This window comes from Hydrogenophaga sp., from assembly GCF_018780075.1.
Lineage (GTDB): Bacteria > Pseudomonadota > Gammaproteobacteria > Burkholderiales > Burkholderiaceae_C > Hydrogenophaga.
In genome coordinates this window covers 1-16097 of sequence record NZ_JADMKB010000166.1, presented here as the reverse complement: position 1 = coordinate 16097, position 16097 = coordinate 1, and the positions used below count along the sequence as shown (strand labels likewise).

At 66.6% G+C, this 16097-nt stretch carries 14 protein-coding genes and 1 pseudogene; 14 read left to right on the top strand and 1 reads right to left on the bottom strand.

Annotation, left to right across the window (positions count from 1 at the left end):
* The 8 genes and pseudogenes from IV088_RS24655 to IV088_RS24620 all read left to right on the top strand — a co-directional run.
* Positions 1–260, top strand: a pseudogene (locus IV088_RS24655) (long-chain fatty acid--CoA ligase); the annotation flags it as partial.
* On the top strand, positions 257–1042 hold the full coding sequence (locus IV088_RS24650; protein WP_291107293.1) for an ABC transporter ATP-binding protein: 786 nt from the start codon (positions 257–259) through the stop codon (positions 1040–1042). The pseudogene IV088_RS24655 and the gene IV088_RS24650, both read left to right, overlap by 4 nt.
* 16 nt (positions 1043–1058) lie before the next feature.
* Positions 1059–1988, top strand: a complete 930-nt coding sequence (locus IV088_RS24645) for a branched-chain amino acid ABC transporter permease (protein WP_291107290.1) — start codon at positions 1059–1061, stop codon at positions 1986–1988.
* Between the two features lie 11 nt (positions 1989–1999).
* Entirely contained in the window at positions 2000–3076 is a 1077-nt protein-coding gene (locus IV088_RS24640; protein ID WP_291107287.1) for a branched-chain amino acid ABC transporter permease, read from the top strand.
* A gap of 260 nt (positions 3077–3336) precedes the next feature.
* Positions 3337–4668: an ABC transporter substrate-binding protein gene (locus IV088_RS24635; protein ID WP_291107284.1), complete on the top strand. Its 1332-nt coding sequence runs from the start codon at positions 3337–3339 to the stop codon at positions 4666–4668.
* A 183-nt stretch (positions 4669–4851) separates the two neighbouring features.
* A complete protein-coding gene (locus IV088_RS24630; RefSeq protein ID WP_291107281.1) occupies positions 4852–5661 on the top strand; it encodes an ABC transporter ATP-binding protein in 810 nt (269 codons plus the stop codon).
* A 123-nt stretch (positions 5662–5784) separates the two neighbouring features.
* Positions 5785–7032 carry a phenylacetate--CoA ligase family protein gene (locus tag IV088_RS24625; RefSeq protein WP_291107278.1) on the top strand — a complete coding sequence of 416 codons (1248 nt, stop codon included), beginning with the start codon at positions 5785–5787 and terminating at the stop codon, positions 7030–7032.
* A 123-nt stretch (positions 7033–7155) separates the two neighbouring features.
* Positions 7156–8139, top strand: a complete 984-nt coding sequence (locus tag IV088_RS24620) for a tripartite tricarboxylate transporter substrate-binding protein (protein WP_291107275.1) — start codon at positions 7156–7158, stop codon at positions 8137–8139.
* A gap of 102 nt (positions 8140–8241) precedes the next feature.
* On the opposite strand, the gene IV088_RS24615 is transcribed toward IV088_RS24620, so the two are convergent.
* Positions 8242–8568, bottom strand: coding sequence for a DUF1840 domain-containing protein (locus tag IV088_RS24615; protein WP_291107272.1), 327 nt, complete (start codon positions 8566–8568; stop codon positions 8242–8244).
* Positions 8569–8692: 124 nt separating this feature from the next.
* On the opposite strand from IV088_RS24615, the gene IV088_RS24610 reads away from it, so the two are divergent.
* From IV088_RS24610 to IV088_RS24585, 6 genes are all read left to right on the top strand, one after another.
* Positions 8693–11161: a bifunctional salicylyl-CoA 5-hydroxylase/oxidoreductase gene (locus IV088_RS24610; protein WP_291107269.1), complete on the top strand. Its 2469-nt coding sequence runs from the start codon at positions 8693–8695 to the stop codon at positions 11159–11161.
* A complete protein-coding gene (locus tag IV088_RS24605) occupies positions 11158–11652 on the top strand; it encodes a MarR family transcriptional regulator (RefSeq protein WP_291107266.1) in 495 nt (164 codons plus the stop codon). Before IV088_RS24610 ends, IV088_RS24605 begins: the two co-directional genes overlap by 4 nt.
* A 7-nt stretch (positions 11653–11659) precedes the next feature.
* Positions 11660–12514 carry an enoyl-CoA hydratase family protein gene (locus IV088_RS24600; protein ID WP_291107263.1) on the top strand — a complete coding sequence of 285 codons (855 nt, stop codon included), beginning with the start codon at positions 11660–11662 and terminating at the stop codon, positions 12512–12514.
* A gap of 11 nt (positions 12515–12525) precedes the next feature.
* A complete protein-coding gene (locus IV088_RS24595; protein ID WP_291107260.1) occupies positions 12526–13728 on the top strand; it encodes an acyl-CoA dehydrogenase family protein in 1203 nt (400 codons plus the stop codon).
* A 135-nt stretch (positions 13729–13863) separates the two neighbouring features.
* Positions 13864–15513 (top strand): AMP-binding protein, encoded by a 1650-nt coding sequence (locus tag IV088_RS24590; protein ID WP_291107257.1) that lies wholly within the window; start codon positions 13864–13866, stop codon positions 15511–15513.
* 20 nt (positions 15514–15533) lie between these two features.
* Entirely contained in the window at positions 15534–15926 is a 393-nt protein-coding gene (locus IV088_RS24585; protein WP_291107254.1) for a RidA family protein, read from the top strand.
* Positions 15927–16097 lie beyond the last annotated feature (171 nt).

Genomic DNA, 16097 nt, shown 5'->3' with positions numbered 1-16097 from the left:
CCGGCAGCCAGATCAGCCGCTTCCTGGTGCTGCACAAGGAGCTGGACGCCGACGATGGCGAACTCACCCGCACCAACAAGGTCCGCCGCGGCTTCATCGCCGACAAATACAGCGCGCTGATCGACGCCCTCTACAGCGGCAAGACCGAGCAGTACATCGAAACCCAGGTGAAGTTCGAAGACGGTCGCACCGGCAGCGTGAGCGCCACGCTGCAGGTGCGCGACGCGAAGACTTTTGCACCCGTGAAAGCAGCGGCATGAGCACGAAAAAAATCGGCGACGTCATTCTGGACGTTCAAAACATCAGCCTGCGCTTCGGCGGCGTGAAGGCGCTGACCGACATCTCCTTCAACGTGAAGGAGCATGAGGTGCGCGCCATCATCGGCCCCAACGGCGCGGGCAAGAGCTCCATGCTCAACTGCATCAACGGCGTGTACCAGCCGCAGGAAGGCAGCATCAGCTTCCGCGGCCAGACCTTCAAGCACATGAACAGCCGGCAGGTGGCCGAGATGGGCATCGCCCGCACCTTCCAGAACCTGGCGCTGTTCAAGGGCATGAGCGTGATCGACAACATCATGACCGGCCGCAACCTGCGCATCAAAAGCAACCTCTTCCTGCAGGCGCTGCGCATCGGCCCGGCGCAGCGCGAAGAAGAGCAGCACCGCGAGTTCGTCGAACACATCATCGACTTCCTGGAAATCCAGGCCTTCCGCAAGACCCCCGTGGGCCAGCTGCCCTACGGCCTGCAAAAGCGCGTGGACCTGGGCCGCGCCCTGGCGATGGAGCCGCAGGTGCTGCTGCTCGACGAGCCCATGGCCGGCATGAACCTCGAAGAGAAGCAGGACATGAGCCGCTTCATCCTCGACGTGAACGACGAGTTCGGCACCACCATCGTGCTGATCGAACACGACATGGGCGTGGTGATGGACATCAGCGACCGTGTGGTGGTGCTCGACTACGGCAAGAAGATCGGCGACGGCACGCCCGAAGAGGTGCGCAACAACGAAGAAGTCATCAGCGCGTACCTCGGTACGAGCCACTGAACACGGAGACAACAAGATGGCTTTCTTTCTAGAAACTCTCCTCGGCGGCCTGATGGCCGGCATGCTGTATTCGCTGGTGGCGCTGGGCTTTGTGCTGATTTACAAGGCCTCGGGCGTCTTCAACTTCGCGCAGGGCGCGATGGTGCTGTTCGCGGCGCTGGCCATGGCCCGCTTTTCCCAGTGGATTCCGCAATGGCTGGGGATGGACAACAAGCTGCTGGGCAACGTGCTGGCGTTCGTGGTCGCGGCGGCGTGCATGTTCGTGCTCGCGTGGCTGATCGAGCGGCTGGTGCTGCGCCACCTGGTGAACCAGGAAGGCGTGACGCTGCTGATGGCCACACTGGGCATCACCTACTTCCTCGACGGCCTGGGCCAGACCATCTTCGGCTCGGACATTTACCAGATCGACGTCGGCATGCCCAAAGACCCGATCTTTCTGCTCGAGGGCATGTTCGAAGGCGGCGTGCTGGTGAACCTGGAGGATGTCTATGCCGCTTGCGTGGCGGCCTTGCTGGTGGTCGTGCTGTCGCTGTTCTTCCAGAAGACCAGCACCGGCCGCGCCCTGCGCGCCGTGGCCGACGACCACCAGGCGGCGCAGTCCATCGGCATCCCGCTCAACCGCATCTGGGTCATCGTCTGGTTCGTGGCCGGCATCACCGCGCTGGTGGCCGGGATCATCTGGGGCTCCAAGCTGGGCGTGCAGTTCTCGCTCACCACGGTGGCCCTGCGCGCCCTGCCCGTGATCATCCTGGGCGGCCTCACCTCGGTGCCCGGCGCCATCATCGGCGGCCTGATCATCGGCGTGGGCGAGAAGCTCTCCGAGGTCTACCTCGGCCCCATGGTCGGTGGCGGCATCGAGATCTGGTTTGCGTATGTGCTGGCGCTGGTGTTCCTGCTGTTCCGGCCGCAGGGTTTGTTCGGCGAGAAGATCATTGACCGCGTCTAAGGAAGAAGAAGATGTTCTATCGTGAAAACGGTCAATTCAAGACCTCCTACCGCACCGACCAGCAGATCTTCCCGATCGCGCAGGACCGTTGGGCCATCCTCGCGCTGATCGCGTTCGCCTTCATCGGCGTGCCGTTCCTGGTGGACGAGTACCTGTTCCGCGCCATCCTGATCCCGTTCCTGATCCTGGCGCTGGCCGCGCTGGGCGTGAACATCCTGGTGGGTTACTGCGGCCAGATCTCGCTGGGTTCGGGCGCCTTCATGGCGGTGGGCGCCTACATGGCCTACAACACCTACATCCGCATCGAGGGCATGCCGCTGATCATCGCCCTGCTCTCAGGCGGCTTCTTCGCCACGCTGGTGGGCATGTTCTTCGGCATCCCCAGCCTGCGGGTGAAGGGCCTCTATCTCGCGGTGGCCACGCTGGCCGCGCAGTTCTTCTGCGACTGGGCCTTCCTGCGCATCGGCTGGTTCACCAACAACAACGCCTCGGGCTCGGTGTCGGTGTCCAACATGCAGGTGTTCGGCATGCCGATCGAGACGCCGGTGCAGAAGTACCTGTTCTGCCTGAGCTTCCTGGTGGTGTTCGGCCTGCTGGCCAAGAACCTGGTGCGCTCGGCCATCGGCCGTGAGTGGATGGCGATCCGCGACATGGACGTGGCCGCGGCCGTGATCGGCATCCGCCCGATGTACGCCAAGCTCAGCGCCTTCGCGGTCAGCTCCTTCATCGTGGGCGTGGCGGGCGCGCTCTGGGCCTTCGTGCACCTCGGTTCGTGGGAACCGGCGGCCTTCTCGATCGACCGCTCGTTCCAGCTGCTGTTCATGGTGATCATCGGCGGCATGGGCTCGATCATGGGCAGCTTCTTCGGCGCCGCCTTCATCGTGGTGCTGCCCATCTTCCTGAACCAGTTCCTGCCCGCGCTGGGTTCGCTGTTCGGCGTGGAGATTTCCACGGCGACCGTGTCGCACACCGAGTTCATGGTGTTCGGCGCGCTGATCGTGTGGTTCCTGATCGTGGAACCCCATGGCCTGGCGAAGCTCTGGAGCATTGCGAAACAGAAGCTTCGCCTGTGGCCCTTCCCGCATTGATGGATGGCTACCCCCTGCGCCGCTTCGCACGCCCTGCTGGCCGCAGCATGGGACAGAGCCCATGCTTCTTCGGGCTGTCCAAACCTGCGCAGGCAGGTTCGGAGCCGCGGCCCTCAGCCCCCTGGGAGGGGGGCGCTCCCTGTGGCCCGGCGAAGCCGGTTCCACGGGAGCTCTGGCCAGTGCACGTGCTCCGGTTGCAGTTGTGTTTTTGAGTGATGGTTTTCTGTGTGTGTATGACTTGTTCTTTTAGGAGACAAATGATGAAAGTGCGTAACCTGGTTCTTTCCGTGTCCATGGCCTGTGCCGCCCTCTCGGGTGCGCTGGTGTCGACCGCTGCCATGGCGCAAGCCAAGGAGCAGTTCTTCCCGGTGCTGGTGTACCGCACCGGAGCCTACGCGCCCAACGGTGTGCCGTTCGCCAACGGCTATGTGGACTACCTCAAGCTGGTGAACGCGCGCGGCGGCATCAACGGCGTGAAGCTGAGCTTCGAGGAGTGCGAAACCGGCTACGCAACGGACCGTGGCGTGGAGTGCTACGAACGCCTGAAGGGCAAGGGCGCCACGGTGTTCCAGCCGCTGTCGACCGGCATCACGTTCGCCCTGACCGAGAAGGCGCCCAACGACAAGATCCCCCTCATCACGGCCGGCTACGGTCGCAGCGAGTCGTCGGACGGTGGCGTGTTCAAGTGGAACTTCCCGATTGCCGGCACCTACTGGGTGGCGGCCGACGCGCTGGTCCAGCAGATCGCCAAGAAAGAAGGCGGCATGGACAAGCTGAAAGGCAAGAAGATCGCGCTGGTCTACCACGACAGCCCGTTCGGCAAGGAGCCGATTCCCCTGCTGCAGGAACGCGCCGCGCAACTGGGCTTCCAGCTGAGCCTGCTGCCCGTGACCGCCCCTGGCGTCGAGCAGAAGGCCACCTGGCTGCAGGTGCGCCAGCAGCGCCCGGACCACGTGATGCTGTGGGGCTGGGGCGTGATGAACTCCACCGCCCTGAAGGAAGCGCAGGCCACCGGCTACCCGCGTGAAAAGATGTGGGGCGTGTGGTGGGCGGGCGCCGAGCCGGACGTGAAGGACGTGGGCGCGGGCGCCAAGGGCTACAACGCCGTGACCATGCAGCACGGCACCGAAAAGGGCGCGGACGTGGTCAAGGAAGTGCTGGCCAAGCTGCACGACAAGGGCCAGGGCACCGGACCGAAGGAAGAAGTCGGCGACGTGCTGTACATGCGCGGCCTGATGAGCGCCATGTTCGCGGTCGAGGGCGTGCGCGCCGCGCAGGAGCGCTTTGCCAAGGGCAAGGTCGTGACGGGTGAGCAGGCCCGCTGGGGCTACGAGAACCTGAACCTGACGCAGCCCAAGCTGGACGCGCTGGGCTTCAAGGGCGTGCTGCGCCCGATCTCCACCAGCTGCCAGGACCACATGGGCGCCAACTGGGCCCGCGTGCACACCTGGGACGGTGCCAAGTGGCAGTTCTCCAGCGAGTGGCTCCAGGCCGACGAGCAGGTGCTCAAGCCCATGGTCAAGGCCGCTGCGGACAAGTACGCCGCCGAGAAGAAGCTGACCCGACGCGCACCGGCCGACTGCCAGAGCTAAGCCCCCCCCGCCGCGCTTCGCGCGACCCCCTCAAGGGGGCGACACCTGCGGCCCGGCAAAGCCGGTTCCGCGGTGTCCCTTGATGGGTCACCTCGCTGGCGGCGGGTTTGCGGCGGCTGACTTCAGCCGCCATTCGAAAGACCAGCTCGCTCGGTCTTTCGAATGGCTCCCAAGGAACACACCATGACGACTCCCAACATTGTTCTCAACGTCAACGGCATCGAGGTCATCTACAACCACGTGATCCTCGTGTTGAAGGGCGTTTCGCTCAACGTGCCCGAAGGCAAGATCGCCGCGCTGCTGGGCGGCAACGGCGCGGGCAAGACGACGACGCTGCGCGCCATTTCCAACCTGCTCAAGGCCGAGCGAGGCGAGGTCACCAAGGGCAGCGTGGAGCTGCGCGGCGAGCGCATTGAAAACCTCACGCCCGCCGATCTGGTGAACCGCGGCGTGGTGCAGGTGATGGAGGGGCGCCACTGCTTCGCCCACCTGACCATCGAAGAAAACCTCATGACCGGTTCGTACACGCGCACCGACAAGGCCGAGATCGCGCGCAACCTGGAGAAGGTCTACAACTACTTCCCGCGCCTGAAGACGCGCCGCACCTCGCAGGCGGCCTACACCTCGGGCGGCGAGCAGCAGATGTGCGCCATCGGCCGCGCGCTGATGGCCAACCCCAACGTCGTGCTGCTCGATGAGCCCTCGATGGGTCTGGCGCCGCAGATCGTGGAAGAGGTGTTCGAGATCGTGAAAGACCTCAACACCAAGGAAAAGGTCACCTTCCTGCTGGCCGAGCAGAACACCAACATGGCGCTGAAGTACGCCGACTATGGCTACATCATGGAAAGCGGCCGCATCGTGATGGACGGCCTGGCCGCCGATCTGCGCAACAACGAGGACGTGAAAGAGTTCTACCTCGGCATGGGCGGCGGTGAACGCAAGTCGTTCAAGGACGTGAAGAGCTACAAGCGCAGGAAAAGGTGGCTCGCGTAGCGAGCACCCCCGCGCCGCCTGCGGCGTCACCCCCTCAAGGGGGCAACGCGAGTGGCCCGGCAAAGCCGGTTCCACCGCGTTCTTGGTTCAAGACACCTCCCTCCACCCTTTGTCGCTGCTGCCATGACCGACTTCTTTGACCGCCTGGAAACCCGTTCACCCACCGATCGCGAAGCCGCTCAGATGGCCGCGCTGCCGGGTCAGCTGGCGCACGCCAAGCAGAACAGCGCGGCGTTCGCCGACATCCTGCGGGACATCGATGTCTCGGGCATCCAGAGCCGCGCCGCGCTGACCCGCATCCCGGTCACGCGCAAGAGCGAGCTGCTGGAGCGCCAGAAGGCCAAGCGGCAGCACGATGCGTTCGGTGGTTTTTCCACCCTGCTGCGCGGGCCGGCGATGTCGCGCATCTTCGCGTCCCCCGGCCCGATCTACGAACCCGAAGGCGCGAGCAAGGACTACTGGCGCGCCGGCCGCGCCCTGTTCGCCGCCGGCTTTCGCTCCGGCGAGCTGGTGCACAACAGCTTCAGTTACCACATGACGCCGGGCGCGTTCATCCTGGAGTCGGGCGCGCACGCCGTGGGTTGCACCGTGTTCCCGGCCGGCACCGGCCAGACCGAGCAGCAGCTCGAAGCCATGGTGGACCTCAAGCCCAACGGCTACACCGGCACGCCGAGCTTCCTGCGCATCCTGCTGGAGAAGGCCCGCGACACCGGTGCGGACGTCCGCAGCCTGACCAAGGCCTCGGTCGGTGGCGAGGCCTGCCCCCCCAGCCTCACGGCCTGGTTCAAGGAGCAGGGCGTGGACGTGTACCAGACCTACGCCACCGCCGACCTCGGCCTGGTGGCCTACGAGACCGCGGCGCGCGAGGGCCTGGTGCTGGAAGAAGGCGTGATCGTCGAGATCGTGCGCCCTGGCACGGGCGACCCGGTGGCCGAAGGTGAAGTGGGCGAACTGGTCGTGACCAGCCTCAACCCGGCCTACCCGCTGATCCGCTTCGGCACCGGCGACCTCTCGGCTGTGTTGCCAGGCACCTGCCCCACGGGCCGCACCGCGCCGCGCATCAAGGGCTGGATGGGCCGCGCCGACCAGACCACCAAGATCAAGGGCATGTTCGTGCACGCGGCCCAGGTGGCCGACATCGCCAAGCGCTTTCCACAGGTGCACAAGGCCCGCCTGGTCGTCAGCGGCGAGATGGCGAACGACCAGATGTGCCTGCAGGTGGAGGCCAGCGACGTGGGCGAAGGGCTTCGGGAACAGATCGAAGCGGCCATGCGCGAGGTCACCAAACTGCGTGGCCAGGTGCAGGTGGTGCGTCCGGGCAGCCTGCCCAACGACGGCAAGGTGATCGAGGACGCCCGCAGCTACCGTTGATCTGGCGCAAACACCTGTCACGAAAGGGTTTTCCCCTGTGCCCGGCTACGTAATTACCGCCATTTCAGGTCCGGATTTGAGGGCTACCATGCAACGTCGAACATCCACCCTAGGAGCAACCGCATGAAAAAGATCCTGGCCCTTGCACTGACCGCCGCCGTCTCGGCCGGTGCCTTTGCCCAAGCCTTCCCCAGCAAGCCCATCACCCTCGTGGTGCCTTTCGCCGCCGGCGGCCCGACCGACCTCGTCGCGCGCCAGCTGGCCGAAGCCATGCGCAAGCCCCTGGGCGGCGCCACGGTGGTGGTGGAAAACGCGGCCGGTGCCGGTGGCACCATTGGCGCCGCCAAGGTCGCCCGCGCCGCACCCGACGGCCACACCCTGCTGGTCTGGCACATCGGCATGGCCGCCACGGTTGGCCTGTACCGCAAGCTGCCCTACAAGCCGCTGGAGGACTTCGAGTACCTCGGCATGATCAACGATGTGCCCATGACGCTGCTGGGCGCACCCAAGCTGCCCGCCGCCACCTACCGCGACTTCGAGAACTACATCAAGGCCAACGGCGGCAAGCTCAACCTGGCCCACGCCGGCCTGGGTTCCGCCTCCCACCTGTGCGGCCTGATGTGGCAGTCGGCGATGAAGCTGGACAAGTCCATGACCACCATCGCCTACCGCGGCACGGGCCCGGCCATGAACGACCTGCTGGGCGGCCAGGTGGACGTGATGTGCGACCAGACCACCAACACCACGGCGCAGATCGAAGCCGGCCGCGTGAAGGCCTTCGCGGTGACCACCGCCAAGCCGCTGTCGGGCCACAAGCTGCTCAAGGACTACCCCTCGCTGCAGGAAATGGGCCTCAAGGGCTTCAACCTGACGATCTGGCACGCCATGTACGCCCCGAAGGGCACGCCGGCCGACGTGCAGAAGAAGCTCAACGACGCCCTGCAGGTCGCGCTGAAAGACCCCGAGTTCGTCAAGAAGCAGAATGAACTCGGCGCCATCGTCGTGACCGACAGCCGCGTGACCCCGGCGGGCCACAAGGCGTTTGTGACCAGCGAGATCACCAAGCTGAAGGCGGTGATCGAAGCCGCGGGCCAGTTCGCCGACTGACACCCGGGCGCCCGTGCCCGGTCGGGCACACATCACCCATCAAGCCGCCCTCGGGCGGCTTTTTTGTGCCTGCCGAGCGGCCGTTGACCCTTGCCCGGGGGGTCAGGTGCCCCAGACGATCGCCACGTCCGCCGTCTGGCAGCGTTGCATCATTTCGATGAAGGGTGCACAACGCATGCGCAGGCTGACCGTCTCGAACTCCGGTTCGGGCTCGCCCTTGGCCCGGGCCTCTTCCTTGAGGCGTTGTTGCAGGGCTTCTTCGACCACCGCGGCCTCGCGCAGCGCGTCGACCGCACCGGGAAACTCGGCCGGCTGAAGGATGCCGGGCCCCGCGGGGTCTTTGCCCAGGATTTCAAGGATGCGCTTGCCGGTGGGCTGGAGCATCACGAGGTCGCCCGTTTCTCGGGACTTGAATCGGTACAGGGACATGTGGAACTCCTAGGTTGAATGGGTTCATTCTTGCACCGCGGGCGCCCAGAAGATACCGGTTCCGTCAACGCGGTTCGGGTTTACCCGGTTGGTTGAATATATTTCAGGCCTAAACTAATCAAGCATGAACACTTCAACCCCCGCGCTGCGGCGCATCCTGTGCATCGGTGGTGGCCCGGCGGGCCTGTACTTCGCGCTGCTCATGAAGCGGCGCGACCCCTCGCTCACCGTCACGGTGGTCGAGCGCAACCGGCCGTTCGACACCTTCGGCTGGGGCGTGGTGTTCTCGGACCAGACGCTGCAGAACCTGAAGAAGGCCGACCCGGAGTCGGCCCAGCAGATGGCGGACGCCTTCAACCACTGGGACGACATCGAGGTGTTCTACAAGGGCGGCCGCGTGCGCTCCGGTGGCCACGGCTTCATCGGCATCGGGCGCAAGCGCCTGCTCAACATCCTGCAGGAACGCTGCCTGGCCCTCGGCGTGGACCTGGTGTTCGAGACCGACGTGACCGACGACCAGGCACTGGCGCAGCAGTACAACGCCGACCTCGTGATCGCCAGCGACGGCCTGAACAGCCGCATCCGCACGCGCTATGAAAGCAGCTTCCAGCCCGACATCGACACCCGCCAGTGCCGCTTCGTCTGGCTGGGCACGAAGAAAACCTTTGACGCCTTCACCTTCGCCTTCGAACAGACGCAACACGGCTGGTTCCAGGCCCACGCCTACAAGTTCGACGACGAGACCTCGACCTTCATCGTCGAGACGCCCGAAGACGTGTGGAAGGCACACGGCATCGAGGACATGAGCCAGGAAGACGGCGTGGCGTTCTGTGAAAAGCTGTTCGCGAAGTACCTGGATGGCAACGCCCTGATCAGCAACGCCAAGCACCTGCGCGGCTCGGCCAACTGGATCCGCTTCCCGCGCGTGATCTGCCACACCTGGGTGCACTGGCAGGAGATTCCTGCCCCCCACGCTCCGCCGCTGCGCGGGTCGCTGCCCCTCGAGGGGGCTGATCCGGCTTGGGGCGGCCCGGCGCCGGATCGCGCGGCAAGGCGCACACCCATCGTGCTCATGGGCGACGCGGCGCACACCGCGCACTTCTCCATCGGCAGCGGCACCAAGCTCGCGCTGGAAGACGCGATCGACCTGGCCGACGAGTTCACGCGCCACGCCAACGCCGACACGGCCGCCGTGCTGCAGGGCTACGAAGCGCGCCGCAGTGTCGAGGTGCTGAAGATCCAGAACGCGGCGCGCAACTCCACCGAGTGGTTCGAGAACGTCGACCGCTACACCGGCATGGACATCCAGCAGTTCAGCTACTCGCTGCTCACGCGCAGCCAGCGCATCAGCCACGAGAACCTGCGCCTGCGCGACGCGAAGTGGCTGGAGGGCTACGAGGCCTGGCTGCAGACCCAGGCCGTGCCAGGCACCGCGCCCAAGAAGCACCCGACGCCGCCCATGCTGCTGCCGCTGAAGGTGCGCAGCGTGGAGCTGAAGAACCGCATCGTCGTCTCGCCCATGGCGCAGTACAAGGCCACCGACGGCGTGGCGGGCGACTGGCACCTGATGCACCTGGGCGCGCGCGCCGTGGGGGGCGCGGCGCTGGTGATGGTGGAGATGACGAGCCCGACGCCCGAAGGCCGCATCACCCCCGGCTGCCCGGGCCTGTGGAACGACACTCAGCAGGCCGCCTTCCAGCGCATCGTGGACTTTGCACACGGCAACAGCAGCGCCAAGATCGGCATCCAGCTCGGCCACAGCGGCCCCAAGGGTTCGACTCAGCTCGGCTGGGAGACCACCGACGAGCCGCTCGCCCAAGGCAACTGGCCGCTGCTCTCGGCCAGCGCCGTGCCCTATGGCGAACAGAATCAGGTGCCCCAGGCGATGACCCGCGCCGACATGGAGGCGATGACCGCCGCGTTCGTCGCCTCCACCCAGCGCGCCGCCGCCGCCGGCTTCGACTGGCTGGAGCTGCACGCCGCCCACGGCTACCTGCTCTCGGCCTTCATCTGCCCGCTCACCAACCAGCGCACCGACGGGTACGGCGGCTCGCTCGAAAACCGCTGCCGCTACCCGCTGGAGGTCTTTGCGGCCATGCGCGCGGTGTGGCCAGCCGACAGGCCCATGAGCGTGCGCATCTCCGCGCACGACTGGGCGCCCGGCGGCAACACGCCCGACGACGCTGTCGACATGGCGCGAATGTTCAAAGCCGCCGGCTGCGACGTGATCGACGTGTCCTCCGGCCAGACCACGCGCGCCGCCAAGCCGGTCTACGGCCGCATGTACCAGACGCCGTTCGCCGACCGCGTGCGCAACGAGGCCGGCATCCTGACCATGGCGGTGGGCGCTATTCAAGAGGCCGACCACGCCAACAGCATCATCGGCGCCGGCCGAGCCGACCTCTGCGCCGTCGCCCGCCCGCACCTCGCCGACCCGGCCTGGACGCTGCACGAAGCCGCCAAGCTGCAGACCCGAGCGGTGGACTGGCCCCTGCCCTACCTGAGCGGTCGCGACCAGCTGTACCGCGAGATCGCGCGCCAGCAGAGCCTGCTGGCCGCACCCACCGCCACCGACCCGGCAGAAGCCACATGACCCTCGACCTCGAAGCCCGCGCCCACAGCGAACACGCGCAGGAACTGCGCCTCTGGCTGCGCCTGCTCACCTGCTCGCAGCTGATCGAAAAGCGCGTGCGCGCCGGCCTGCGCGAGCAGTTCGACACCACCCTGCCGCGCTTCGACCTGATGGCGCAGCTCGAACGCCACCCCGACGGTCTGAAGATGAAGGAGCTGTCGCACCGGCTCATGGTCACGGGCGGCAACGTCACCGGCATCACCGACCAGCTGGTGGCCGAAGGCCTGGTGGAGCGCATGGCCGTGGAGGGCGACCGCCGGGCCTTTCAGGTGCGCCTCACACCCCAGGGTCGCAGCGCCTTCGAGCACATGGCCACGCAGCACGAGCAGTGGATCGTCGGCGCTTTCGAGGGCTTGTCGCCACGCGACCTGGACCAGCTGCACAAGTTGCTGGGCAAGGTCAAACAACACCAACTCGACATCAACCAACGCATGGACTCCGAGGCGGAGTGACCCCCACATGAAACACCCCATCCCCGACCACAACCCCATGCGCGCCCAATACAGCGCGATGGCCGGCGTCACCCCCAGGCACTTCGCCCTCAGCGTCGCCGACGGCGTGGCCACCCTCACGCTGAACCGCCCCGAGCGCAAGAACCCGCTCACCTTCGACTCCTACGCCGAACTGCGCGACTGGTTCCTTGGCCTGCAGCGCGCCACCGACATCAAGGCCGTGGTGCTCACCGGCGCGGGCGGCAACTTCTGTTCGGGCGGCGACGTGCACGAGATCATCGGCCCGCTCACGAAAATGAGCATGCCCGAGCTGCTGGCGTTCACCCGAATGACGGGCGCGCTGGTCAGCGCCATGCGCGCCTGCCCGCAGCCCATCGTGGCCGCGCTCGACGGCGTGTGTGCCGGCGCCGGCGCGATGATGGCGCTGGCCTCCGACCTGCGACTGGGCACGCCCTCGGCCACGGTCGCCTTCCTGTTTACCCGCGTCGGCCTGGCCGGCGCCGACATGGGTGCCTGCGCCCTGCTGCCGCGCATGATCGGCCAGGGCCGCGCGAGCGAACTGCTGTTCACCGGCCGCGCCATGACCGCGGCGGAAGGCCAGGCCTGGGGCTTCTTCAACGCGCTGCACGAGAGCGCCGCGCTGCTGCCCGCGGCGCACAAGCTCGCCGCGCAACTCGCGCAGGGCCCGACCTTCGCGCACGGCATGACCAAGACCATGCTGCACCAGGAATGGGCCATGACGCTGGACCAGGCCATCGAAGCCGAGGCCCAGGCGCAGGCCATCTGCATGCAGACGCAGGACTTCCGGCGCGCGTACGAGGCGTTTGCGGCCAAGCAGCGCCCGGTCTTCGAAGGCGACTGAAGGAACACGCCATGGTTGCCTTTGAACACCCCCACCCGCACGGCGCGCTGGCGCCGACCGCGCACCTCGAACTGCCGTTCTTCGACGACGCGCACCGCGCACTGGCCAACGGACTCGTCGCCTGGGCACGCGAGCAGCGCGTGGACGAAACCGACGACCGCGCCGCCTGCAAGGACTGGGTGCTGCGGCTGGGAGCCGCCGGCTGGCTGCGTTACTGCGTGCCCGAAGCCCACGGTGGTGCGCTGCCCGCGCTCGATTCGCGCGCGCTGGTGATCCTGCGCGAGACCCTGGCCTTTCACTCGCCGCTGGCCGACTTCGCCTTCGCCATGCAGGGCCTGGGCAGCGGCGCGATCACGCTCGCGGGCACGCCCGCCCAGCAGTCGCGCTACCTGCGCGCCGTGGCCAGCGGCGAGAACATCGCGGCTTTTGCCTTGAGCGAACCCGATGCCGGCTCCGACGTCGCCGCGATGGCCCTGAGCGCCACGCAGACGGCCACCGGCTGGCAGCTCAATGGCCAGAAGACCTGGATCAGCAACGGCGGCATGGCGGACTTCTACGTGGTGTTCGCCAAGACCGATCCGGGTGCGGGCGCGCGCGGCATCAGCGCCTTCATCGTCGACGCTGACGCGCCGGGCCTGGACAGCAGCGCCCACATCCAGGTGATGGCGCCGCACCCGCTGGCCACGCTCACCTTCACCGCTTGCACCGTGGGCCAGGGTGCGCTGGTCGGCAACGTCAACGGCGGGTTCAAGCTCGCCATGCAGACGCTGGACATCTTCCGCGCCTCGGTCGCCGCCGCTGCGCTGGGCATGGCGCGCCGCGCCTTTGCCGAGGCGGTGGTCCATGCGAAAAGCCGCAAGATGTTCGGGCAGACCCTGGCCGACTTCCAGCTCACGCAGGCGAAGCTGGGCGAGATGAGCGCGCTGATCGACGCCGCCGCCCTGCTCACCTACCGCGCCGCCTGGCAACGCGACTGCAGCAGCGCCAGTGGCGCCGGCACACCCGCCTACACCGCCGCAGCGGCCAGTGCCAAGCTCACCGCCACCGAGAACGCGCAGAAGGTCATCGACATGGCGCTGCAGATGTTCGGCGGCCGCGGCGTGCAGGTGGGCAATGTGATCGAACACCTGTACCGCGACATCCGCTCGCTGCGCATCTACGAAGGCGCGAGCGAGGTGCAGCTGCTCATCCTGGGCAAACAGGCGTTGAGATGACCCCCTGCGCCGCGTCCCATCTTTCCCCCGAGAGGGGAACCGCACCGAAGGCCCGGCAAAGCCGGTTCTGGGGTGTGTGCGGCTCAAAAGCACTTCGCTCCAACACCTTGGCTTTATCGAACGCAGGAGATTCCCATGCCCTCCGCTCAAATTGATCGGTTCGTCCACGACCGCTTGCCGCCACCGGACCTGTGGCCCGAGCTGCGCTACGACCTGCCCGAGCTGCAACAGATCCCCGCGCAGCTCAACGTGGTGCAGGCGCTGTTCGATCGCGCGGTGGCCAGCGGCCACGCCGATCGACCGTTCCTGCGCAGCGACGAGCGCACGCTGAGCTACGCACAGGCCCGCGCCGAGGTGAACCGCATCGCGAATGTGCTGGCCCAGATGGGTCTGCAACCTGGCAACCGCGTGCTGCTGCGCGGCGGCAACTCGGTCGCCATGGCGCTGGCCTGGCTGGCCGTGGTGCAGAGCGGGCTGATCGCGGTGGCCACCATGCCGCTGCTGCGCGCCACCGAGCTCAAGGCCATCATCGACAAGTCGAAGCCTTCAGCGGCGCTGTGCGACGTGAAACTGCAGGACGAGCTCAAGGCGGCCCTGTCACAAAGTCCGGACACGGCAAGCCTTCCGTTGCGCTTGTTCAACACCGGCGACGCGGCCGTGGTGCTCGGCGGTTCGCTCGAAGTGCTGGCCCGCCACGCCAGCGACCAGGCCGCCCCCTGCCCCACCAGCGCCGATGACATCGCCCTGCTGGCCTTCACCTCCGGCACCACCGGCAGCCCGAAGGCCGCCGTGCACACGCACCGCGACGTGCTGGCCGCATGCGAAACCTGGCCGCGCCACGTGCTGCGCGCCACGCCGGACGACATCGTCATGGGCTCGCCTCCGCTGGCCTTCACCTTCGGTCTGGGCGGCCTGCTGGTGTTCCCCATGTGGGCCGGCGCCTCGGTCTACTTCCCTGGCATTCCCTACACGCCCGAGGCCATGGTCAAGCTCATCGGCCAGGTGGGCGCCACCATCTGCTACACGGCGCCCACCTTCTACCGCCAGATGGCCGCGTTCGCGAAACAGCATGGCATCGGGCGGCTGCGCATCAGCGTCAGCGCCGGCGAGGGCTTGCCCGACGCCACGCGCCAGCTCTGGAAAGAGGCGAGCGGCCTGGAGATGCTCGACGGCATCGGCGCCACTGAAATGTTCCACATCTTCATCTCTTCGCCGCCCGAGTCTGTGAAGCGCGGCGCGATCGGCCAGGTGGTGCCCGGCTACCTGGCCAAGATCGTCAACGAGCAGGGTGACGAGCTGCCACGTGGTCAGGTCGGCCGTCTGGCGGTCAAAGGCGCGACTGGCTGCAAGTACCTCGACGACGCGCGCCAGGGGGCGTACGTGCAGGGCGGCTGGAACTTCCCGGGCGACGCCTTCAGCCAGGACGAAGACGGCTACTTCGTTTACCAGGCCCGCACCGACGACATGATCATCACCGCCGGCTACAACGTGGCCGGTCCGGAGGTGGAGGCGGCTCTGCTGCAGCACCCCGCGGTGGCCGAATGCGGCGTGGTCGGGCGCCCGGACGACGAGCGCGGCATGGTGATCCTGGCCTACGTGGTGCTCAAACAAGGACAGACCGGCGACGACGCCCAGATCAAGGTTCTTCAGGACCATGTCAAGCACACGCTGGCCCCCTACAAGTACCCGCGCGAGGTGCGGTTTGTGACCGCCCTGCCGCGCACCGAGACCGGCAAGCTTCAGCGCTTTGCGCTTCGCAAGATGGCCATCGACACCAACGCCTGAAGGCACCAAGAAAGCACACCATGCAAAAACTGCAACCGCCCGGCTGGGCCACCCCCAAGGGTTACGCCAACGGCATCGCCGCCCGCGGAACCCTGGTTTTCGTGGGCGGCCAGATCGGCTGGAACGCCGCTCAGGAATTCGAAAGCGACGACTTCATTCACCAGACCAAGCAGGCGTTGCAGAACGTCCACGCCGTGCTGACCAGCGCCGGTGCCGGGCCCGAGCACATGGCCCGCATGACCTGGTACATCACCGACCGCGACGAATACAACACCCGTCTGCGCGAACTCGGTTCGGCCTACAGGGACGTGATGGGCAAACACTTCCCGGCGATGACCTGCGTGGAAGTCAGTCGACTGGTGGAAGCGCGCGCCAAGGTGGAGATCGAGGTGACGGCGGTGCTGCCGGATTGAAGCGCTGATCCATTTGCAGCAACACGGGGCGCACCACAAGCCCCATCTGCTACCAAGCAGAAACAACAAAGCCCGCTTAAAGCGGGCTTTGTTGAGGAACTCTGGTCAGTTCCGGATTGGTTGCGGAGGCAAGATTTGAACTTGCGACCTTTGGGTTATGAGCCCAACGAG